This is a genomic window from Paraglaciecola sp. 25GB23A (assembly GCF_040012495.1).
GTDB lineage: Bacteria > Pseudomonadota > Gammaproteobacteria > Enterobacterales > Alteromonadaceae > Paraglaciecola.
The window spans coordinates 52,376-75,150 of the sequence record NZ_JBDYKM010000010.1 but is presented as its reverse complement, the minus strand read 5'-3'; the positions used below and the strand labels follow the sequence as shown (position 1 = coordinate 75,150).

At 43.8% G+C, this 22,775-nt stretch carries 21 protein-coding genes; 6 read left to right on the top strand and 15 right to left on the bottom strand.

Features of this window, described 5'->3' with window-relative positions; translation table 11 throughout:
- Window positions 1-8: 8 nt before the first annotated feature.
- The 12 genes from ABKW31_RS14240 to ABKW31_RS14185 all read right to left on the bottom strand — a co-directional run bounded on the left by ABKW31_RS14240 (window position 9) and on the right by ABKW31_RS14185 (window position 12,080).
- Window positions 9-512 carry a DUF1566 domain-containing protein gene (locus ABKW31_RS14240; protein ID WP_348617212.1) on the bottom strand — a complete coding sequence of 168 codons (504 nt, stop codon included), beginning with the start codon at window positions 510-512 and terminating at the stop codon, window positions 9-11.
- Window positions 509-2,269 carry a DUF1566 domain-containing protein gene (locus ABKW31_RS14235; protein WP_348617211.1) on the bottom strand — a complete coding sequence of 587 codons (1,761 nt, stop codon included), beginning with the start codon at window positions 2,267-2,269 and terminating at the stop codon, window positions 509-511. The genes ABKW31_RS14240 and ABKW31_RS14235 overlap by 4 nt, the downstream gene beginning before the upstream one ends.
- A 21-nt stretch (window positions 2,270-2,290) precedes the next feature.
- A complete protein-coding gene (locus ABKW31_RS14230; RefSeq protein WP_348617210.1) occupies window positions 2,291-3,016 on the bottom strand; it encodes an LrgB family protein in 726 nt (241 codons plus the stop codon).
- A complete protein-coding gene (locus ABKW31_RS14225; RefSeq protein ID WP_348617209.1) occupies window positions 3,009-3,380 on the bottom strand; it encodes a CidA/LrgA family protein in 372 nt (123 codons plus the stop codon). Before ABKW31_RS14225 ends, ABKW31_RS14230 begins: the two co-directional genes overlap by 8 nt.
- Window positions 3,381-3,446: 66 nt before the next feature.
- A complete protein-coding gene (gene prsR / locus ABKW31_RS14220; RefSeq protein WP_348617208.1) occupies window positions 3,447-4,802 on the bottom strand; it encodes a PEP-CTERM-box response regulator transcription factor in 1,356 nt (451 codons plus the stop codon).
- A 30-nt stretch (window positions 4,803-4,832) separates the two neighbouring features.
- Window positions 4,833-6,851, bottom strand: a complete 2,019-nt coding sequence (gene prsK / locus ABKW31_RS14215) for an XrtA/PEP-CTERM system histidine kinase PrsK (RefSeq protein ID WP_348617207.1) — start codon at window positions 6,849-6,851, stop codon at window positions 4,833-4,835.
- 57 nt (window positions 6,852-6,908) lie between these two features.
- Entirely contained in the window at window positions 6,909-8,033 is a 1,125-nt protein-coding gene (locus ABKW31_RS14210) for a beta-ketoacyl-ACP synthase III (RefSeq protein WP_348617206.1), read from the bottom strand.
- Between the two features lie 152 nt (window positions 8,034-8,185).
- A complete protein-coding gene (locus ABKW31_RS14205) occupies window positions 8,186-9,127 on the bottom strand; it encodes a hypothetical protein (protein WP_348617205.1) in 942 nt (313 codons plus the stop codon).
- A 10-nt stretch (window positions 9,128-9,137) separates the two neighbouring features.
- Window positions 9,138-9,791, bottom strand: coding sequence for a hypothetical protein (locus tag ABKW31_RS14200; RefSeq protein WP_348617204.1), 654 nt, complete (start codon window positions 9,789-9,791; stop codon window positions 9,138-9,140).
- Window positions 9,784-10,326, bottom strand: a complete 543-nt coding sequence (locus ABKW31_RS14195) for an RNA polymerase sigma factor (RefSeq protein WP_348617203.1) — start codon at window positions 10,324-10,326, stop codon at window positions 9,784-9,786. Before ABKW31_RS14195 ends, ABKW31_RS14200 begins: the two co-directional genes overlap by 8 nt.
- 105 nt (window positions 10,327-10,431) lie before the next feature.
- Window positions 10,432-11,343, bottom strand: coding sequence for a LysR substrate-binding domain-containing protein (locus tag ABKW31_RS14190; protein WP_348617202.1), 912 nt, complete (start codon window positions 11,341-11,343; stop codon window positions 10,432-10,434).
- Between the two features lie 176 nt (window positions 11,344-11,519).
- The gene (locus ABKW31_RS14185; RefSeq protein ID WP_348617201.1) at window positions 11,520-12,080 is read right to left on the bottom strand and encodes a sterol desaturase family protein; all 561 of its coding nucleotides are present in this window, start codon (window positions 12,078-12,080) and stop codon (window positions 11,520-11,522) included.
- A 313-nt stretch (window positions 12,081-12,393) separates the two neighbouring features.
- Here ABKW31_RS14185 and ABKW31_RS14180 point away from each other — a divergent pair, with 313 nt between their 5' ends.
- The 6 genes from ABKW31_RS14180 to ABKW31_RS14155 all read left to right on the top strand — a co-directional run bounded on the left by ABKW31_RS14180 (window position 12,394) and on the right by ABKW31_RS14155 (window position 20,865).
- Window positions 12,394-14,772 (top strand): membrane-bound PQQ-dependent dehydrogenase, glucose/quinate/shikimate family, encoded by a 2,379-nt coding sequence (locus ABKW31_RS14180; RefSeq protein WP_348617200.1) that lies wholly within the window; start codon window positions 12,394-12,396, stop codon window positions 14,770-14,772.
- A gap of 189 nt (window positions 14,773-14,961) precedes the next feature.
- Window positions 14,962-16,425: a betaine-aldehyde dehydrogenase gene (gene betB / locus ABKW31_RS14175; RefSeq protein WP_348617199.1), complete on the top strand. Its 1,464-nt coding sequence runs from the start codon at window positions 14,962-14,964 to the stop codon at window positions 16,423-16,425.
- Window positions 16,425-18,095: a choline dehydrogenase gene (gene betA / locus ABKW31_RS14170; protein ID WP_348617198.1), complete on the top strand. Its 1,671-nt coding sequence runs from the start codon at window positions 16,425-16,427 to the stop codon at window positions 18,093-18,095. Before betB ends, betA begins: the two co-directional genes overlap by 1 nt.
- Before the next feature lie 134 nt (window positions 18,096-18,229).
- Window positions 18,230-19,447, top strand: a complete 1,218-nt coding sequence (locus ABKW31_RS14165; RefSeq protein ID WP_348617197.1) for a BCCT family transporter — start codon at window positions 18,230-18,232, stop codon at window positions 19,445-19,447.
- A 21-nt stretch (window positions 19,448-19,468) separates the two neighbouring features.
- On the top strand, window positions 19,469-20,179 hold the full coding sequence (locus ABKW31_RS14160) for a TorF family putative porin (protein ID WP_348617253.1): 711 nt from the start codon (window positions 19,469-19,471) through the stop codon (window positions 20,177-20,179).
- Between the two features lie 518 nt (window positions 20,180-20,697).
- Window positions 20,698-20,865, top strand: a complete 168-nt coding sequence (locus ABKW31_RS14155) for a hypothetical protein (RefSeq protein WP_348617196.1) — start codon at window positions 20,698-20,700, stop codon at window positions 20,863-20,865.
- 5 nt (window positions 20,866-20,870) lie between these two features.
- On the opposite strand, the gene ABKW31_RS14150 is transcribed toward ABKW31_RS14155, so the two are convergent.
- From ABKW31_RS14150 to ABKW31_RS14140, 3 genes are all read right to left on the bottom strand, one after another.
- On the bottom strand, window positions 20,871-21,629 hold the full coding sequence (locus tag ABKW31_RS14150; protein ID WP_348617195.1) for a Crp/Fnr family transcriptional regulator: 759 nt from the start codon (window positions 21,627-21,629) through the stop codon (window positions 20,871-20,873).
- Window positions 21,622-21,903 carry a hypothetical protein gene (locus ABKW31_RS14145; RefSeq protein WP_348617194.1) on the bottom strand — a complete coding sequence of 94 codons (282 nt, stop codon included), beginning with the start codon at window positions 21,901-21,903 and terminating at the stop codon, window positions 21,622-21,624. Before ABKW31_RS14145 ends, ABKW31_RS14150 begins: the two co-directional genes overlap by 8 nt.
- A gap of 575 nt (window positions 21,904-22,478) precedes the next feature.
- On the bottom strand, window positions 22,479-22,682 hold the full coding sequence (locus ABKW31_RS14140; protein WP_348617193.1) for a hypothetical protein: 204 nt from the start codon (window positions 22,680-22,682) through the stop codon (window positions 22,479-22,481).
- Window positions 22,683-22,775 lie beyond the last annotated feature (93 nt).

Genomic DNA, 22,775 nt, shown 5'->3' with positions numbered 1-22,775 from the left:
TTACTAAGTTAATTTGCAGTTCTAACTAAGCGAGTGTAAACAAATAAGGATTTGTCTTTAATGGAATTGCTGCTGTTAAAAAAAGCAATAACCCAGGCACGTTGCGGATCATTGACGGCAGGACTGGATGTCCAAAAATCATCGGCCGGAGTATTAGGGAAAATACTGGTATTGATGGCAGGACGGACACATTGACCTTCTGTAATGCTTGCCAGTTCTTTGACGTTAGGAACGCGCCAGCCAGTTTGATTGGCATACACATAACCATGGGCGTTAACTAAGGCTTGTTGCCAGCTCAGTTCAAGTGGCTCACCACTACAACTGTTATTCAGCCAAGTTTGACCAAGGCTACAACGCATCCACATCAGTCCTAAGCGATTATCGGTCACTGTACCATCACCATTAATAACAAAACTGGTGGTAGGCGTGGTAGCACTAATACTTGTCAGGCAGGTTTGTGCAAGGGCTGAAAGCGGCAGTAATAAAAAACTCAATGTGATCCATATTTTCATCTACCAGCCCTCACTAGGCGAATATAAGCCGCGCTTGATTTCATTAAAAAATTGTCGTTACCACTATTAAAGTCTACCGCCCAAGCCGTGCGCGATATATCACTATCAGCACCATCGGCACTGGATTGATTAGTCCAATACCAAGCAGGGCTTGTTAGTAAGTCGGCGGTATAGGGGAAATATTGAGGATCGATCATCGGCCCACTTTGGCGGCCAAAATGCACTAAGGATAATAACTCTTGATGGCTTGGCATACGCCAATCATTAAAATTGCATAAACCCGCATTGTTGACTGCAGCAACATAAGCTGAGGTATTACATTCTGTCAAACTGCAAGTAGCTAAGGAGCCACTTTGATCGCCACTAAACTCATCATCAACTTCACTTAAATACCACGAATAAGAGTAAGCACTACTGTGTAGATCAGTTTCAGTAGCCGCTGACTTTACTTCCCAAATCAAACCAGTCACGTTGTCTCGAATACAAGACCACGTTTGTTCACTATCGTCGACCTCGTCTCCTATATTATCAAGCCGCGTAAAGTCAAAGCCGACATCGCCCCTTCCCGCTTTTTCTAACAAACCATTGGCGGCAATAATATCTTGGCCCCTTTGCCCGTCTTGACCAGGAAAGTCATCTTGGTGTTGGCTGGTCGTGGTTGTATTGGTGGTGTTGGATGCCTGTAACAAAATACCAGTATCATTGAGTGGCCGAATCAACAAGGGTTTAATAACAACATTAATCGCATCTTCTACCACATTGCCAGCTGCATCAGTTACCGCCAAGGTGAAGGTCATAGTTTGTACTGATGACACTTTTGGTGCGATAGCATAGGTTTTTAATTGTTTTGCATCTGCGATTTGGGGGTTTAATTCAGAATCATTTAGCCACTGATAAAGTAAGGGTCTTGCCGCTGCGACACTGGTACTTGCCTCTCCTGTTAAAAGAATAGACTCACCTGAAGAAACTTGATGATCTTTACCGGCATTCACTAGTGGCAATGTATTACTCGAACTCAGTATACTAAGAATAATAGAGCTTGAGGCTTGCGCGCCCTCTTCATCGGTAACCGTTAATGTAAAGGCGAGTTCATTATTATCGACGAGTACAGGACTGGTAAACGCTAAACTATCACCATCCGTGCTGATGCCACTTAACACTGCCTCTCCGGCAGTTTGTTGCCATTTAAATTGGCTGACTGATTGACTACCGTCTGCCGCATCTTCATCAAAACTGCCGCTACCATCAAGTATCACTTCAACTCCAGCAGGAAATTGATTTAGGGCTAAACCACTGATTTGATCGGCAATAATTTCTGCAACGGGAGCGGTATTAACCGGTAGAATTTGATATTCAACACTATCTGAGCCTTTGTTACCTTCGGTGTCGGTGACTTCTAGTGTAAATACATAAGTTAAGATAGTGGTTGTAGAGGGTGCAACAAACGTGGCCGTTGCGCTATTAGCACCAGCCTGAGTGAGGCTTAAACTTGGACTAACTCGCCATACGTAGGTTAGTAAGGCAGATTGCCCAAGCGCCTCGGCACTGAGTGTGACTTCAGTATTTTCGTTGACCGCTTGATTACTGCCGGCATTGACAATGACCTTAGCATTAGGCGTGCTTGTTTGACTATTTAACGATCCACCACCACAAGCCACGAGTCCTAAGCTAAGTGAGCAGAGAATTAGCAAACGCAGAACGATATGTTTGAATAAATTTAGATACATAGAATAAAAAACAATACTTACAAGAATCATCTTAGTAAGTCCCTATGCAGATTACGTACCAATCGCAGACGAAAGTACAGATAATATCAAGGGCAACATAGCGGCAGTGGCGATACCATTGATGCAAAGGCCCACAGTTGCAAATGCCGCTGCTTTTTCCCCCAAACTGATAGCGTGGGCGGTTCCAATAGCATGGCTTGATGTACCCAAAGACAATCCTTTGGCACTGGAGTTGTGTATATTTAATAGCTTAAATAATGGCCGACTCACCAACACACCCATGAGCCCAGTTACGATAACAATGCCTGCTGCCACAGACGGGTTGCCACCAATTAAACGCGTAGTATCGATAGCCAAGGGCGTGGTAATAGATTTAGTCAATACACTGAGTTGCAACCAGTGTGGTGACGTAAATAAATACAGAATCAACCACGTTATAGCTGGCCCTAATAAGCCCCCTAACAAAATCACCCCTATTACTTTAAAACCAGCTTGATAAATTAAACGCAAATTGCGAAACACGGGAATAGCTAACGCACAGGTCGCAGGTCCTAATAACCACGTTAATAGACCCACTTGCTGCGCATAGGATCCAATATCATGAGCGAATATCATCAACATGGCCAAGACCAGCACACTGCTGAGTAAAATTGCGTGCAAGTAAACTCGCCCGCCAAAAAAACGATTTATTTTTAAAGCAATCACATAGGCGATTAAGGTTAATGACAACCAGAGGATTTCACTCAACCATGGTAGCGCTGTCAACCCGTCACTCACCGGCTGACTCCACTTCACTTTTGACTAACAGCTTTTGCGCTAGCCACGCTGTAATCGCTAGACTTAGCACTGTGCTCAATAAGATAGCCAGTAACAATAACCACAACCAAGCGCCTAAATCTGTTAGATAAGCTGCCGCCCCAACCGTAACAGGAATAAATAACAAAGCCATCGAACGCAAGGCCCAAGCACTAACCACATCTAAGGATTTGGGCACACGTTTAATGCTCAGCAGGACTGACAACATAACAAGTAAACCCAACAAAGAAGCAGGTAGTTTAATAAAGACACTGAGATAGTCACCCACAAGCCAGCAAAAAATTAGCGCTAACACTGCGAGTAAGAGATGGAAATAATGCTTCATAAAGACAAATAGTCGACAACTAAGACACTTAGCTGTCGACGATAAAACTGAGTGGGTCCGTTCAATCTAACCTGTTTTGATATCATCTAAGTGATATTTATCTATCAGTGAATACAAAGTAGGCCGAGTGACACCCAACAACTCAGCGGTTTTTGACATATTATGTTCGGCTACTTGATAGGCGTTACGAATTGCACGACTTTCAGCATGTTCCCGCACTTCCCGTAGATTTAACGAATCAATACTGGTGACGTCATTATTGACCGTTAAGTTTAAATCTTCAGCTTGGATATGCGTGCCTTCGGCCATAATAACAGCGGCTTTTAACTTGTTCTGCAATTCGCGAATATTACCTGGCCACTTGTGCTGGGTCATGGCCTTAATCGCACTGTCACTAAAACCTTTAATCTTGGTTTTAAATTCATCGTTGTATTGCACTAAAAAGGTTCTAGCCAACAAAATCACGTCATTATTGCGCTCACGTAAAGGTGGAATATTAATATTAATTTCACCAATGCGGTAATACAAATCTTCGCGGAAGGTTTGCTCGGCCACCATGGCGGGAACGTCGCGGTGGGTTGCACAGATGACGCGAATATCCACAGGGATTTCACTGCGCCCCCCCACTCTTTCAATAACTCGCTCTTGCAAAAAGCGCAACATTTTAGCTTGTAAACCAATGGGCATATCGCCAATTTCATCTAAAAATAGCGTACCGTTTTGCGCGGTTTCTATTTTACCTGGAGTGGTTTTATTGGCGCCGGTAAAAGCACCTTTCTCGTAACCAAACAACTCGCTTTCTAATAAGTTCTCTGGGATCGACGCACAGTTGATGGCTACAAAAGGTTTGTCTTTTCTTAAGCTATGTTCATGAATACTGCGGGCAAATACTTCTTTACCTGTGCCACTTTCACCCAACAGTAGGGTACTGATATCAGTTTGTGCGATTCGCTCGGCTTTACGACTTGCGGCCAATATGCCTTCACTTTGACCGATGATTTTATCCATCGATGGTGCTACTGCCGCTAAATGGCGGTTTTCCATCTCTAAATTAAATAAGTTCATCGCCCGACTCACAAGAATTTGAATCGTGTCAGAATCGATAGGTTTTTGATAAAAATCGTAGGCACCAAGATTGATGGCTTTTAAGGCATTTTTCTTATCATTGTTACCCGTAACAACAATCACCTTTGTTTGTGGGGCTAAAGATAAAATTTCTTCGAGGGTTAGCATACCTTCCGTTGCATTAGCAGGATCGGGAGGCAAACCTAAATCTAAGGTAACCACTTTGGGTTCAAAGCGCCGTAGCTGTGCTATCGCGCTGTTTCGATCCTCTGCAAAAATGACTTCGTAGCCGGCAAAGCTCCACTTCAACTGTTTTTGAATGCCTAAGTCGTCTTCTACGACCAATATTTTTTCCATGTCTATGCCCTTCGATTCATTTCGTTATCATTAAATTGGTATGCGTAATGTAAAGGTTGACCCTTTCCCCTCTTCACTTTCAACAGATAGTTGGCCGCCAATTTTGTCTAAGAACATTTTGGCATCAAAAGCGCCAATTCCCATGCCAGCATTGCCTTTGGTGGTATCAAACGGTTTAAACAGCCTCGCTTGAATAAAATTCTCGCTCATACCACAACCAGTATCTACTATTTTGACCAACATATGTTTGTCATTTTCACTCTTATCCAAGATCACTTCAATTTTTCCATTATCTTGCGTGGCTTGTTGGGCATTACTCACCAAGTGATACATCACATTAGCGAATTTTTCTTTATCTAGCACCACTTCAGTTTCACTATTGATAACAAGTTGGGGTCTTGGTAACAAGGTAGCACAGCGATTGTCTATTACTCTTTGAATAGAAGCTGACAGAAGCACCAGTGAGTCTGAGCTAACCATACTATTATCTTTTTCGGTTAACTGACTTAGCATTTTCTCCATACGCGCCTTGGTATGATGCAATGTCTCGAAGGTATCTTCAATAAATTCAGGATTATTTTTATGTTGCTCAGCATTACATAAAATAAGGTCTATTTGCGCCAATACGTTTTTTAAATCATGCAATACAAAGGCAGACATTCGGGTAAAAGCGGCAAATTGTGCATTTTCTGCCAACTCTTTTGCCGCTTGCTGATGAAACAGAAAATTCGACACTTGAGCGGTTACGGCATTAATATAGTCGCGCAATTCCCAATTTAATTTTTTAGTCGTATTGTCAGACCCCTGCATCGCCACCATGCCCCAAAATTCGTTATCTTTATACAATGGAACAATAATCTGAAAACGCGCCTGATTTAGCAAAGCATGATTTATTTTTAATCCCTCATAGATGTGCGGGTGTGTGCGTAATTCAGCAATGTCTACTATCCAAGCTTTTTCCTTGAAAAACTCGCCTAGCACTACTAAGACATTTTTTTCGTCGTCGTTTAGTTTGGCATAATCAATATCAGCCAACTTAGTCAACTCACCATGGTGGCAAGATACTAAACAACCACTTTGATAATCGATTGCTTGCAGAAAACCTTGTAATGCAGTGAGGTGAACTTGATTAATTTCACCTTGAGTATTTTCTAAACATTGAGTGAGTTTGACCCACTCCTGACGATAATCAAACTGATTAGCAAAAAAATGTTTGGTAATAAATACCTTAATACGTGTTCGAAAACTGGTGGACATAAAAAGCGCGGCAAGCAGAGTCAACGATAAAAAAATCAATACAACTTGAATGCTAGTATCCCACTCGCCCCCCATATATTTTACGACATAGCCTACCATTGCCATAACAAACAAATAGCCACCAGCCACTAATAATAAAGTACTGTGTAAAACTATTTCTCTAGAGATATAAATTTCAACGCCCCAGTTTTTAACTCGCCGAATAGCCAGTACCAGAAAAGGAATAAGGGCGGCGTAGATAAAACCACGGGCTGATAAATAATAAATATGCACCTGATCAATCATCAGTGCATTCGCAAAGGTGAGAAAATCAAAAATGCTGATCACCGCTAAATAAATGATCAGCGGCTTAAGTGCCCAGCGATTGTCGCCCGATTGACGGTAAATGATTTCGAGTAGTACTAAAAATTCAAGCGCAATGACGGTTTGCAGTAAATATTGCCAAGATACAAAGAAATCGCCAAACAAAGGAACAGACATAGCAAATAGCGGTAAGGCAAGAATGAACCAGGTTTCTTTTCTCACCAATACTTGTTGAATATTTTTGAAATTATCCTTTAAGCAAGATGCTAAAAACAGTAACCAAAACAGATTTTTGATGTTATCGAAAAAGATAATTTTTTCTACCGATAACTCGGCAAAGAAAAACGGCACCCCAGACCAAATACTGGTGGCGGCGGTCGCTAATATCAGTAGGTATTTAGCTAGGCCCGACTTACGCACGGTTAAGATCAATAGCAATAAAAACGCGTACCCTATGGCACTAATTGCATACCCCATTACGGCTAACATACTCTCAATCCTTGCTCGATTTCATCAATACTTATTATCTATCTGACGCTATTGTTTTTAGTGCTTTTTTAAAATTAAGCTGCCAATGGAATAGCCTGCACCAAAGGAGCAAAGTAAGCCTATTTCTCCGCTAACAAGGTCTTGGTGGTGTAAATTAAACGCAATAATAGACCCTGCAGATGCGGTATTAGCGTAGGTATCGAGCACAATAGGTGCTTCTTCTAAGCTCGCTTCACGACCGAGTAATTTTTTACTGATTAAGCTGTTCATATTAATATTGGCTTGATGTAACCACCAGCGTTTTACATTACTTGAATCGAGTGAATGACGTTGCAAGTGCTCGTTGATGTGTTCCACAGCCATCGGACACACTTCTTTAAATACTTTACGACCCTCTTGATGGAATAACATGTCATTAGCAAAAGGGTCACTGTCATTGGCACGACTCACATAGCCAAAGTTAGAACGGATATTATTTGAATAAGATGTGACGGCTTTGGTACTCATGATTTCATACACGTGCTCAGCGTCAGCAGTTTCAGCAGCTTCAACCACCAAAGCGGTAGCCACATCACCAAAGATAAAGTGACTGTCACGATCTCCATAGTTCACTTGTGGCGATGTGAGCTCTGGGTTAATAACCAAGACCCCTTTCGCTGTGCCAGCGGCAATCATTTCGTAGGCGCGATGCAAGGCAAATGTCGCCGCAGAACACGCCACTAACATGTCAAAACCAAAGCCCTTAATACCAAGAGCTTCTTGCACTTCAATGGCCAAGGCAGGGTAAGAACGTTGGGTGTAGGCACAAGATACAATCACCGCATCAATATCGGCTGCAGTTTTATTGGCCGCGGTTAGCGCTTTTTTCGCGGCATGGATGGCCATTTCTGCTTGGTCGCTGAGTTCATCATCAGCGCGTTTAGGGATATTGGGCCGCATTCTCGTGATATCTAAAATGCCGTCTTTAATATAGGTGTAACGGCTGCGGATCCCTGAGGCCTTTTCAATAAATTCTGCGCTTGATAAGGGTTTTGCAGCCAATTCACCAATTTCTATATCGGTGCGATTATCCGCGTTAAATTTTTCAGCATAGCCGTTATAAGCCTCTACTAATTCTTCGTTAGTTATTTTATGCGAAGGGGTCCAAAGACCAGTACCACTAATTACTACTGACGTTGTCATTCTCAATTCCAAGATACTAATATCCTGCTAGATTAACGTTTTAAATACAAAATGTCATGAGCAAAAATAACTGTCTGTACCGCAAACCAATAAGGCCAGCCTAAGCTGACCTTATTGGTTAGTAACAAGTTGTAAACTTCAACGCTGTGCCACTAAAACATATAGGTGGTCACTGCACTCAACAACTGGTCTTTGCTATATTTGCCAGTGACACAGGCTTTAACGTCTTTGTTTTTAAAAACGTAGACTTTATCGTGTGTACCAATGGCACTATTGTCTTGCGCCTGCACAAAATCACTTAATACGAAGGTGATATTTTCATCTTCAGGTAAAGACTTTAAGCCAGCACCATAGCGACACAGCATCGTACCTACGGTATCTTCAAATAGGGCCAAAGATTGACTATAGAGTTGTTTTCTAGCCGCGTCTCTTTCACTGGCCAATTTACTTTGTTCTTGAGCCAACTCCTTGGTGTATTTTTCAAGTTCGCTGCGCTTCACTTCAAGTTTTTTTATTTCAGCCGTTAATTCACTGAGTTGCTTTTCAACTTCTTTACGGCGTTGGCCATCTGCACTGCGTTTTTCAAACTCGAGATCTCGACGGTTACGTTCGTATTCACGTTGTTCCCAGGCAATATCACGTTGACGCTCGCTCAGTTCACGCATCTTATCCCTGGTTTCCTCAGCATAATCACTGTCTCGTTCAAAGGCATCGCGAATGGCTTCTTCAAATTCCTGTTCGTCAAACTCAATTTCAATGCGACTGCCTGAATGATTAACCGCCGGCATTGGGGGTGCGGGTATAGCAGAGAGATTACTCAGCATATTGCTAAAATCAAAGCCAAATACCTTATTTTGACTGTTACTGGCAATATCAAATACTACCCCCTGATTAGCCAGATAAGTCACAGCATTGGCCCTAAAACGTAGATCTTTATTACTGCTTTGTTTGAGTGTAGCCTGCACGATGTTCAACATGATGCCGACTTCGTTGCGAATTTCTTGCATATTAGTGGGAGCTTGAGCATTAGCTTGGGTCAGCGTTAAACCAGCTAATGTCATGGCTAATACGGTGGTTTTTAAATTAAATTTCATCTTTTTATCCTTACTCTTTGCTGATATTCATACCCGTTTGAGCGGGACTATAAACATCTTGTTGTAACTGATTTAACTGACGCGCATAAAACAATTGATCATCAGTGCGCTGCTCATTAATAAATTTGATCAGTTCGGCAAAATCTTCACGCCGTTCTTTACGACTCGAGGTCAATAGGTATTGCGTTAATTGACCACTGGCGTCCAATTGCTGTTGCTGCAAGGATTGCGTGAAACGATTCATCGCAAGCTGCTGTTCAAGCTGATATTGCTGAAGTTTGTCATTAACAAGCCTTTCAAGCTCTTGGCTACTGTGTTTATCAGCAAAACTTATCGTTACAGCCCCTTCATCAACTTTTATTTGAAAGCCCGTTACAACCATAAACATGGCTACCACAGACAGCGCTATCGAAAGCCCAGAGAGCCCTTGCCAATGCCACCACGGTGTTTTTTCAGTTTGGTCAAAGGTTGCAGCTCTGTCCCACTGAGGTACTTCTTGTTCAACATAATGCTGGGCGTGCAAATTGAACATATTGGCTGCTTCAACTTGCTGAGCAAACCCGGCATCATCTAAGCAACGTTGCTCAAATGCCTGTCTTTGTTGCTCATTGAGCTGGCCGTCCAACCACATGCCAAGCAGTTGCTCGTTTTGATAACTAGGCATAATCGACCTCCATTAGGGTTTTTAATTTTTCTAAGGCGCCATACATTCTTGACTTCGCGGTATTGGCTGACATTCCAGTCAACTCTGCTATCTCGTCAAAGGTAAATTGCCCAAAAAATTTTAATTCTATGACGGATTTCTGCGCCAAGGGCAATTGCTGCATAGCTTGGATCAAGAGTCTGTTTTCTATCGCACTATCAATATGCTGTTCACTCGGTGCTTGTTCACATTCGATTTCTGGTATGTCATCGAGGCCGTCCATAGGACGTTTACGCCGATAAAACTCAATACATCGATAATGAGCAATGCGAAATAACCAGCTTTTAAAACTTCCTTCTTGGCGAAAAGTTGCAAGATTTCGATAAACCGATATAAACACTTCTTGCATCAGATCTAAGGCATCTTCATGTTTGCCAGTCATCCTAACGCCGTAGTTATAAATAGGTTTTTCGTAGCGCTTGAGTAAATTTATCCAAGCCTGTTTATTACCTTGCAGTGCTTTTGCAATAAGCTGTTCATCGCTTTTCTCAAACACTGATTTGTTTCCCTGTTTTGTATGTTCATAGCTAAAGTCGATGCAGGTCGAAAAAAAGTTTAAAAATGATTAACTATTTTTCATCTTATTTTTAATGCAAAACAATTATCGCTCCAAGGTAGGAATAGGCATCAGTGGTGCTAGTAGATTGGCTAGATAACGAAATAACCTCACCCGCGTTGTGCCTGTGCGCCAAACTAAACCAATTTCTCGGTAGGCTTTGTCTTCAGCAGGCATAGACACTAAGGGTGTACTCTTGAGGATGTGATGTTTGATGGCAAGTTCAGGCATAAAGGTAAAACCCAATTTGCTGTTAGCCAGTTGCACTAAGGTATACAAACTGCTGGCAGACAGCGAGCTCACTTGTTCTTTATAACTTAGACCACAGGCACTTACTGCGTGGCCCGTCATGCAGTGTTCTTGCTGTAAAAGAAAAATACTTTCTTTGGGTAAGGCAGAGACATCTAAGGGTATCGGTAAGGTGGGCACCAGATCACTGTGGGCAATTAAATGAAAGGGATCATGACCTATCACGAGTTGTTTGCAGCCTGGGGTTTCCATCGGCAGAGCCAAAATTAGCAAATCTAATGCGCCTTCGTTGAGTTGGCTGAGCAAATTAGCGGTGGTGTCTTCTTGTAACTGCAAATTAATGTCAGGTAAGTTTTGGTGAATTTGGGCAATCAGTCCCTCAAACAAAAAAGGCGCGATAGTGGGGATCACCCCTAACTTCAACTTACCCGCCTGCCAGTTACCAGCGCTTTGAGCAAAGTCCACCAGTTCGTGGGCATCAGTCAGTAAGACTTTACTGCGTTCAACCAGCTCTAATCCAAAAGGAGTAAATACAAAGTTTTTATGATCACGCTCTAATAACTGGGTGCCAAATTGCTCTTCAAGATTTTGAATAGCCGTGCTTAAAGTAGATTGGCTGATGTGGCAATGTTGGGCTGCACGATGAAAATGCTGCTCTTGATGCAAGCTTACTAGGTAGTGCAGATGTTTAAGGTTGGGCCATTTCATACTAAAAACTCATCTATAAAAACGATTAATATATAGAGTTTAGATTAATTTGATAGATAACTAAATGAAAAAAGGGGCTTGTTTTAGTAAAATTATCTCAAATGTGACATCGCCAACGTCATGACTGCAGCTTCGGCTATGGAGTCGTTTTTGCCAATGATGTGTCTGCTACCATGTTATTTCCTGTGCTGAGCGGAACTTCTGAAAACATGATCCCAGAATCCACTCGTTACACCAAAGCACGCAGGCTGCACAATGTTGCAATGATGCTGCGCATGCCAGCGCTTGCGTTGCTTCAACCAAGCACTTTCAGCTCGCCAATGATGAGTGGCATGGTGCATAACGGAGTAGAACAGGTAGCCGACTACCACACCAAGCGTCAGTGCGCAGGCTTGCCATAGATTATCTGATAACAGCAGGACAGGAAGAAAGACTAGGGTTGCGATCAGCAGCATGCTTATTATAGTGGGTGTGCATATTAATGCCGTTGGCCGTTGATGATGTTCAGCATGCCATCGGCTAAACGGCTGCAGACCATGCATCACAAAGCGGTGTAATGCATACTCAATAAGGGTCCAGCTCACCAGCCCCAATCCCAGGAGAACCGAGAACTCCAACCATTGCCCATACCGCTCAGTCTGTAACAGGAATGCCAACAATACCAAGACTGCGGCGCCATATAGCACAAAGTCGGCGCGATAGGCCGCCTTACTATGTTTCATACTAAAAAGACTCATGAACTTCCTCTTAACTTTAATCAAAGTCTCAACCATCTTTTGCAGTCGATTTGTCTAATGACTTGTTTGATGCCCATCAACTCAGGCTAGTCAGCCACTATAAACGTTACGCTACCATGGTCTGTTCGTTAGCGAACAGACCTAGACAACGCCAGAGTGCAATCTAGGGTTTTTAAGATTTCGCAGGATTTAAGTGATTGTCGCATTCTGGCGGCATCAATAGGAGAATGAGCATGCAGACACTCGACTATCAAAACGCAGGCAATTACCCATCGAAATACGCTTACAACACCTTAGCGATGATGACTGAACAATGAAAAAACCATCGGATTTAAAAGGCTGGGCGGTGTTTGCGCTAGGTCTGTTCTTTATCCTATTCGGCTTGCCGATGATGATTGGTGGTATCTGGTTAATTGTGCTTAGCGGCTCGTGGTACTACTTACCAGCCGGAATCGCATTTATCGTTTCGGGTGCTCTACTGCTCTTGCACAGACGACTCGGTGCCACAATTTACGCCGCATTGTTCGTCGTGACCTTGCTTTGGAGCCTATTCGAAGTCGGCCTCAATGGTTGGGCCTTGGTGCCGAGAATTTTTGGTTTGTCGATTTTGTTGCTGCTTGTGCTAGCGGCTCTGCCAGTTTTAAAGCCGGTTCGATCGGTGCGCCTTTTTACAGTGCTGGGCTTAAGTGGTTTCGCCACGGTAGTAGTTACGCTCGGACTGCTCCTAATAAACGCAGGTCATCCAACGGTGAATGGTAGCGTGCCGGCGGTATCACTCGTTTCAAACATCACGACCGAAACGCCAGTGGATAACGACTGGCCAGCGTACGGTGGTAACTACCAAGCGCAACGTTTTTCTGCGCTGACGCAGGTCGATCGTGACAATGTTGCACAACTGACGCGCGTTTGGGAGTACCGCACAGGCGATCTTCCACCAGAACGATGGGGAGCTGAGACAACACCGCTGAAAATTGGCGACACCGTATATTTGTGTTCGGCACGAAATATCCTGATTGCACTCGATGCCCGCACTGGCGAGGAGCAATGGCGCTACGACCCTAAGATAGCCGATGACGCCATCCCTTATACTGCGGCCTGTCGCGGCGTGGCCCATTTCGCCACAGCCGGCACACAAGCTTGCGCAAATCGTATTATCGAGGGCACACTCGACGCACGTTTGGTCGCGGTTGATGCGAAAACTGGCCTTCCCTGCAGCGACTTCGGTGACAACGGCAACGTCGACACCACAAGCGGTATGGGAATAATGGCAGCGGGTATGGTGTCAATCACTTCTCCGCCAACCATTGTGCGCGGTATTGTCGTGGTGGGTCACCAGATCCTAGACGGCGAAAGGCGCAATGCTCCTTCGGGCGTGATCCAAGGCTTTGATGCAATCACTGGTGAATTGCGCTGGGCTTGGGATTTAGCGCGTCCAGACTTGTCTGGCATGCCACCGCAGGGAGAAACTTACACCCGTGGAACCGCCAACATGTGGACCATGACATCGGGTGACGAGCAACTAGGCTTGGTCTATCTGCCGATGGGCAATTCGGCAGCAGACTACAATAGTCGCTCACGCTCAGTAAAGGAAAACCAGTATTCCAGCGCGTTGGTCGCCCTCGATGTAATCACCGGCAAGCCTGCCTGGCACTTTCAAACCGTGCACATGGATGTATGGGACTACGATCTAGGCTCGCAAGCCACGCTTATTGACTTTCCCACGCCCACTGGTTTAGTTCCGGCCCTTGTTTTGCCTAGCAAACAGGGCGAAATCTACATACTCGATCGCCGCACAGGAGAGCCACTCACTGGTATAGAAGAACGCCCCGTTCCGGCTGGCGGCGTTGAACCTGAGCAACGTACGGCAACCCAGCCGTTTTCTCTTTATCATTCCCTGCGCAAAACTGACATCACTGAGAAGGACATGTGGGGCATGTCACCAATTGACCAAATGCTGTGCCGCATCCAGTTCCGCGAGGCAACTTACAACGGCATTTACACTGCGCCCACTGCAGACACACACTACATCCAGTACCCAGGCTACAACGGTGGCTCAGACTGGGGCGGTGTGTCGGTTGACCCACAACGGGGTGTTATTATCGCCAATTACAACGACATGCCAAATTACAATCGTCTAGTACCTAGAGAAGAAGCCAACCAGCTCGGCTGGTTTCCGCGAGACGACCCGCGTAAACCCAAAGGCAATCCAGAAAATGAGGGAGCGGCTCAAATCGGTGTACCTTATGCGGTTGATGTTAACGCGGGTTGGCGTATGCCCTACACGGGCTTGTTGTGTAAACAGCCACCGTGGGGCGGCATCCGCGCCATTGATTTAGCGAGCGGAAAAACACTCTGGGATCGTCCAATAGGCACGGCACGGGCTAATGGCCCTTTCGGTATTCCATCCATGCTGCCAGTTGAAATCGGCACCCCAAATAATGGGGGCTCGGTCGTTACTGCAGGCGGCCTAATATTTATCGCTGCTGCCACTGACAACTTGATCCGTGCTATCGATATAGCCACTGGCAAAACTGTTTGGGAAGACGTGCTGCCAGCGGGTGGCCAAGCAACACCAATGGTCTATGCAATAGACGGCCGCCAGTACATTGTGATTGTTGCCGGTGGCCATCATTTTATGGAGACCCCCATAGGCGATTACATCATCGCTTACGCATTGCCTGAAACAAACTAAAGGGGCTCAACCACTAACTAAAGCACTGTTGGTCTGTACTTTAAGCAAAGTAAGCTAAGGGATTTGGAGGATTTCGAAAAAATAGATGATTGTTCTAAAGCGACAATCATTTGCGCTCTATTGACGAGTTGCAAGGCTATGCGATTGAAGGCAAAGACAACACTCTTATCAAACTGTATGGAGAATAATGTGACGACGCCTGTTTATCAAAATTTTATTAATGGCCAATTTTTAGCCAATCAAAGCGGTGAAACGTTTGCGCTTAAAAACCCTGCCACCGATGAGGTGATCTATCATGTTGAAGTCGCTGATGGCTTTATTCAAAACGCCGCCATTAAAAGCGCTAAACAAGGTTTTGTTATCTGGTCGGCAATGACGCCGATTGAGCGTAGCCGCATTTTATTAAAAGCCGTAACTTTACTGCGTGCGCGCAATGATGAACTGGCAAAAATTGAAGTGCTCGATACCGGTAAACCTTGGCAAGAGGCAGAGTGTGTTGATGTGCAAACGGGCGCCGATGTGATTGAATATTTTGCCGGACTTGCTCCGGCACAAGTTGGCCAGCAGCAAATGGCTGGCGAAGACTTTTATTATACCCGCAAAGAACCCTTAGGGATTTGCGCCGGTATTGGTGCGTGGAACTACCCACTGCAAATTGCCTGTTGGAAGTCAGGCCCAGCCCTTGCTGCGGGTAATGCCCTTATATTTAAGCCTTCCGAAGAAACCCCATTAAGCGCGATTAAGTTAGCTGAAATTTTTACCGAGGCAGGTTTACCCGCTGGCGTATTTAACGTTGTGCAAGGCGCGGCTGCAGTTGGCCAGTGGCTTACCCAAAGCCCTGATATTGAAAAAATATCGTTTACCGGTGAAGTGGGCACAGGTAAAAAAGTGGTTGCCAGTGCAGCGAGCTCGCTTAAAGCAGTCACCATGGAGCTTGGTGGTAAGTCACCACTGCTGGTGTTCGATGATGCCGATGTATCGCAAGCGGTTAGTGCGGCGATGCTTGGAAACTTTTATACCCAAGGCGAAATTTGCACAAACTGTACGCGTATTTACGTTCACAAAAATGTCTATCAGCAATTTATTGATGAGCTTAAAACCCGCACCGAACAGAACATTATCCCCGGCGACCCCCTCGATCCTAAGGTTAATTTTGGCGCACTTATATCAAAAAACCATCAAGATTTAGTCATGCGTTATATCGAGATCGGCATCGCTGAAGGCGCGACACTTTTAACTGGTGGTAAAGCATTGAACCCCGCGTCTGCACCAAATGGTTACTTTGTGGCACCGACCGTGTTTATCGACTGTAGCGATGACATGACCATCGTCAAAGAAGAGATCTTTGGCCCAGTTATGAGTGTGCTGGTATTTGATGATGAGGACGATGTCATTCGCCGTGCTAACGACACTCACGTAGGCTTAGCAGCTGGGGTGTTTACCCAAGATATTAAACGTGCTCACCGCGTTATTCATCAATTGCAAGCAGGGATTTGTTGGATCAACAGTTACGGTAATTCACCCGCAGAGATGCCTGTAGGCGGTTATAAACAATCTGGCATTGGCCGCGAAAACGGCATCGAAACCCTTGATCATTACACCCAAACCAAATCAATTTATGTGGGTATGAGCAACATAGAGAGTCCATTTTAATGACTACACTAACATATGATTACATCATCGTAGGTGCTGGCTCTGCCGGTTGTGTATTGGCCAACCGATTATCTGAAGACAGCAGTAAACAGGTTTTACTCCTCGAAACAGGCGGTAGCGATAAAAGCATTTTTATTAAAATGCCCACGGCCTTATCAATACCGATGAATTCTGATAAATACGCGTGGCAGTTTCATACACAAGCTGAGCCCTTTTTGGATAACCGAAAAATGCATTGCCCGCGCGGCAAAGTGTTGGGCGGCTCATCGTCGATCAATGGCATGGTCTACGTGCGCGGTCACGCAAAAGATTTTAACCAGTGGCAACAGCTCGGCGCCGAGGGCTGGGATTATCAATCTTGTTTACCCTATTTTGAAAAAGCGGAAACGTTTTATTTAGGCAAAAATACGTATCGTGGCGATAAGGGCCCGCTAGGGGTTAATAATGGCAATGAAATGGCCAACCCACTTTACAAAGTCTTTATTGAAGCCGGTCAGCAAGCCGGGTATGCCGCCACTGACGATTCCAATGCTGCTCAGCAAGAGGGTTTTGGCCCCATGCATATGACAGTAAAAGACGGGGTACGCAGCTCCACAAGTCGAGAGTATCTTGACCCGGTTAAGTCTCGTAACAACTTAAGCATTGTCACCGGTGCCTTAGCGGAAAAGATAGTGCTTGAGGGTAAAAGAGCCGTTGGCCTTGAGTACCGCGTTAATGGCAGTAAAGTAACAGCTAAGGCGAGCAAAGACGTCGTGTTAAGTGCCGGACCAATAGGCTCTCCGCACTTATTACAGCTTTCAGGCATTGGCGATAGCGATACGCTAAAGGCTGCCGGTGTTGAGGTTAAACATCACTTACCGGGCGTTGGGCAAAATCTACAAGACCACCTGGAGTTTTACTTTCAATATAAATGTAAAAAGCCCATTACCTTAAATGGCAAGCTTGGTTTGATTTCGAAAGCCTTGATCGGGGCGCGCTGGCTATTAACCCGCAGTGGTCTTGGGGCGACTAATCACTTTGAGTCTTGCGCCTTTATTCGCTCAAAACCGGGAGTTGAATGGCCTGATATTCAGTATCACTTTTTACCCGCAGCGATGCGTTATGACGGCAAAAGTGCCTTTGCTGGGCATGGTTTTCAAGTGCATGTGGGTCATAACAAACCAAAAAGTCGCGGTGCGGTGACCATTAAGTCAGCCGATCCTGCGGTGGCGCCAGAAATTCAATTTAATTACTTACAACACCAAGATGATATTGAAGGATTTAGAGCCTGTGTACGTTTAACCCGTGAAATTATCGAGCAAAGTGCGTTTGATGAATATCGCGATGATGAAATTCAGCCAGGCAAAGAGATACAAACAAACGAACAAATTGATGCCTTTGTACGCCAAGCGGTTGAGAGTGCCTACCATACTTCGTGTTCTTGCAAAATGGGAGAAGACGATGCGGCGGTGGTTAACTCAAACACCCAGGTACATGGTATTACAGGACTGCGCGTGGTGGATTCTTCAATCTTCCCCACCATACCAAACGGCAATTTAAATGCACCCACCATTATGTTGGCAGAAAAGGCGGCGGACCTCATTTTAGGTAAACCACCACTGAGTAAAGCGCAAGCAAGCGTTGCCATAGCAAATGATTGGCAAACTGTGCAGCGTAGTTCAAAAATCTAATCATGCCACCTGCAATGCTTTGTGCTTTGTGATTTCCAATGGCGTGCATCATAAGTTGTTTGTGTTGGGTTAATGCGAGGCTTAAAACACGGAGAAATGATGAAATATTATTACTTGTTTTGGGGGAGAAAAGTATGACTACATGGCTTAATGCGGGAATTATTTTTACTCTCCTGTCCATTATTCTTATTTTATTTAAGTGGGGAAATGTAAGGGTTGTAGGTATTACTCCGGTAAAAACATTTACCTTTATTGCCATTTTATTTACCTCAGGTCTGGATGTTGGCTTGATTATGTTTCCCCTCACTGAGTTTGCTGGTTATGCAGACGTCAAAGCAAGCCCGGAGTATGAGTTTGCTAATCCACTGGCCATTGAATTTGCTTATTGGGGCTTTCTAATCTGGGGATTTTACTTTGTTACGTGCTTTTATTTCTGTGTAATAGAACCTAAGGTGAAGTTTTTCGACATTCCCTGGGTGAAATTTCTCAACAATGTAGTCATTATCGGTACTTGTGCTTTTACTGCCTTTTTATTGCTCTCCAATCTGCCCTGGTATTTACCTACCCTTGGCGATGGTGAGTCAGTTGTTCCAACCTTCTATTTAATTGTATTGGCAACGATATGTTTTGCTGTGTATTCAAGCACCGACATTAAATACGTACGTTTTTTAAGTATCACGACCACGTGGTTATTTATTCTATTAATTGGCTTTATGTGGCTTGGCGCGTTTATGGGCAGTGACACTCAAGTGTCTGAATTTACCGATAATTTAGCGATGATAGGTAGCTACTTTGGTAATATTAATGAATTTGTGTTGCCGCTCAACGACTACCATGAATTCTACTTATTTTGGTGGTTTGCGTGGAGCATTATGATTGGTCAATTTACCTCGCGTTTTGTCGGTGGCTTAAAAACCTATCAGGTCCTAGCTGCGATGTTGATTTTCCCTTCAATTCCAATTGCGGTGTGGTTTAGCGTACTTTTCCAATACCACGAAGCGGATATTCCTACCGCTGGTTTGAAAAACTTTGCGATGGCCTTTGTGGGTATCGTGTTTGTGATCAATTCACTCGACTCGCTTATTCGTTTATACACCGACAACTTAAATATAACCGTTAAGCGTTTTGGCAAAGTTAAATATATTGCTTTAAATGTTGTCGCTCTTTCATTGCTAACCCTGTTATTTAGACTCGAATTTTTAAAAATTCAGTGGGTTGGTGCATTAGTCATTGGGCTGTTCTTTGGTTGCGCCGCATTTATTGCTGTTAGCAAAACCAAAACGGTACGCAATATAGATAGTTCGCCTAAAGACAACAAACTTGACTACAAAAAAATTAAATCAACTAACTAAAAGACCTCCGCTAAGGAGTAAATTATTAAAACTCAAAAAACATTATTTGCAGTTCTACTGCCATTGACACTATTTTCTACGTCTGCATTAGCTGTTTGGTCAACGACGCTTAGGAGTGTATCTGATTATACATTTAACGGTGTGAGTCAAACGCAGAACGCCCCTGCACTGCAAGGCAGCCTTGATTATTCATTTGATGACTCCGGCATGTATGCGGGTACGTGGGCGTCAAATGTTGATTTTGCTGATAACACTAATCTTGAATGGGATGTTTACGTTGGCAAATATGCACAGTTAAACGAGACCCTAAGCGTTGATTATGGTCTCGCTTATTACAGCTACCATGGGCAAAGTAATTCAAGGGATGGCAACTATTTTGGAGCCTACACTAAATTCAGCTATGCCAGTCTTTTGGGCCAAACAGAGCTTAATTTTTGGTATAGCTGGAATTATTTTGGTACAGGTGCAGATCATGTGATTTCGATGCTTGCTCATACTATTGAACTGACACCCAATCATACTGTGCGTGCCAGTTTTGATATCTCAAATTCACTCGATGGCGATAAGTTTACGTGGGATGGTAGCAACAAATCATATAAACATTACCGTTTAGCCTATCAAACCAGCCTTGCAGGCTTTGACATCGCAATTGCAGCAGAGAATACTAGTTTAGACATCGATACCGCAGATGAACGTATCGTGCTGTCTATCGGACGTACCTTCTCACTTTAAGAAATTAACTAATACCAACCCTATAATGCTGTGCAAGGCATCGGTGAACTCACTCATCCGCGCCATATTCCCCCCTGCCGAGAACCTGCGAGACCTGATTACCGTTCATATCCAGTACAAGAATAAATTCTGCTTAACTATCGGACGGTGTACACGGGTGTTCATTTTCACTGACCAACACTAGCTGAAGAAAATGCCGCGGCGGAAGTTCTGATTAGCGGAAATCTGACCATCAGCCCGTTTAAGCGATCATACCTGCATACTGGCTCGCCACAGCTGATCGATATGGTGACGAATTACTTGCGGCTTATGTACGCTAGCGTCCAGACGGTTCACACCAGTCATGTTTGAATGAACATCCAACCACTTTTTAAAGCCGTAAATCATGTTTATGGGCGGCGGTATCATCGGCACCATTATAGTCATTTTTATTATCGTGTGGCTTATTCGCAGGACTAAATAGGTCGCAGTTGTGCAATTCTGTTGATAGTAGACAGCATTTAGAAGGAATAATTATTATGCAGAAAGAATCAAACCACTCGCAAGATTATGACCGTAAGCACGGCACAGATCACAATGTAAAAGATAAAGCCGCTTTGACAGAAGAATTTATCGACAATAAAAGAAAAAATGCAGACAGGGAGGATAAAAAACCAACTACCCTCCCCTCAGATCAAGGCAAATAACCCTGCTAAATAGGCATTTCTTTAGGATAACAAGGCGCATTGTTACGGGGCAAATTTAGCTTGGGTAAACTGGCATCTAATCTATCGGTTTCATTTTTCACTACGTCGTAACATTCACAACTTAGCTTTTCCAGCTTTTTTCTGTCGGTCACAGTGATCTTACCGCGTGAGTAAGTTATCACATTTTGCTTTTGTAATTTTCCTGCCGCTTCGGTTACTCCTTCTCTTCTCACACCTAACATATTGGCAATTGACTCTTGCGTCATAGTCAAATCATTGTTTTCCATTCGATCCATCGACAACAATAACAAGCGACACAGTTGTTGGTCGATAGAATGGTGGCGATTACAAGCGGCCGTTTGTGCCATCTGTGCAATAAATGACTGGGTGTAGCTTAATAACATAATGCGAACACGTTTAACGAGATTAAATTCATTGAGCATTGCTGTGACAGATAAACGATAAAAGAAGCCAGCGCTTTGCACTTCAGCGCGGTAAGGCGTACTTCCACCGCCCATAAATGCCGTAATACCCACTACACCCTCGCTACCTACTGCAGATATTTGGGATGAATGACCATCTTCCGTTATATAAAATAAGGAAATAATGCCGTCGGCGGGAAAATAGACAAACTCAAGGTCTTGCCCTGATTCGTAAATCACTTTACCTAAAGGCAAGTGAATTAAATTGAGATCGGTAAATATTCTGCCCTTACTTTCTAGTGGTAATACATTTAACAATTTATTTTCGAGAGGATTAATCATGCTTCGAGACTCGCATACTGCTCAAAACACGCATATTTGCAGTAAATAGTTTACTCATTGTGTGTGGGCTTGGCAGTTTCACTTTTGCCGCTAAATCCTCCGATATTGCTTGCGATTTATCGATTTCGCTTACTAATGTCATGGTGTGGTTAATCTTGTTAAAAGATGGTGTCACCAATACTTTAGGCCAATAAGGACTTCCTGCAATATCCTGCCTTGTATTAGTAAAAACTAAACTATTAAAAAGTATTCGGTGATGTTCAATTTTGTTCATATCCCTAACCTACCTTCGCCGTAGCGTTTCCCTAGTAACTAAGAGCTCTACCCTAACATTTAATATGGCACTACTGTGTTCGGCATCGCACATATCAGGCTTCATTTTCAACTGTGCCATTTATTGGTGACGATGTAGAGCATTAAACTCACTTTTATTAGACTATTGCAATGCACGAAATTGGCTCATTATGTTGATTCGGTAACAAGCCCTAATTATCAGCGTTCTCAGTGGCGCGATTAACAGATACAACGCTAGTTTGTTCATTGGCGAAATATTATTGCTGGATACGGCCGACGGGTAATGCCACTTACCCGACCCTAAGTTATAGCGAAAAAATAGCGGCAAATATACGTTTTGCAGTGTTTTCTGGCCGCTTCATAGTTAGCTCAATCATTTTCGCAGCCCGTAATATGAAAAAGTCTCCTCCGAGTTTTTTCAGATAAAAGACACTAATCTGAATTTGCTAAACTAGCACGCAACCTATTCATTTTATCTACCACCGCCCACAATCAGCAATAGCGGCTGGCAGTTTGTTTTAATCATTAATACGCTCAATCGTAACCTTGTATAAGCTAAGTAATTTCTATTAGCGTAATATCACCCAGTGCGCTTGAAACGTTGTCTTCAGCACAAGACAAATCACTATCCTTGTTATTCCTCATCATTGAGGCTGTCACCCGTACTTTAGGCCAATGTGGACTGATATTATTGTTATTGTTCCCACTCGCCAAACCCCGACAATCATATAATATTCGACGATTATCTATTCTTTTCATAACATGCCCTTACTTCAGATTTATGTCTGGGATCGTCGTATTTCTAGCCTAACTAAACTGCTGATATAGATATGTTCGCTATAAAACATAGTG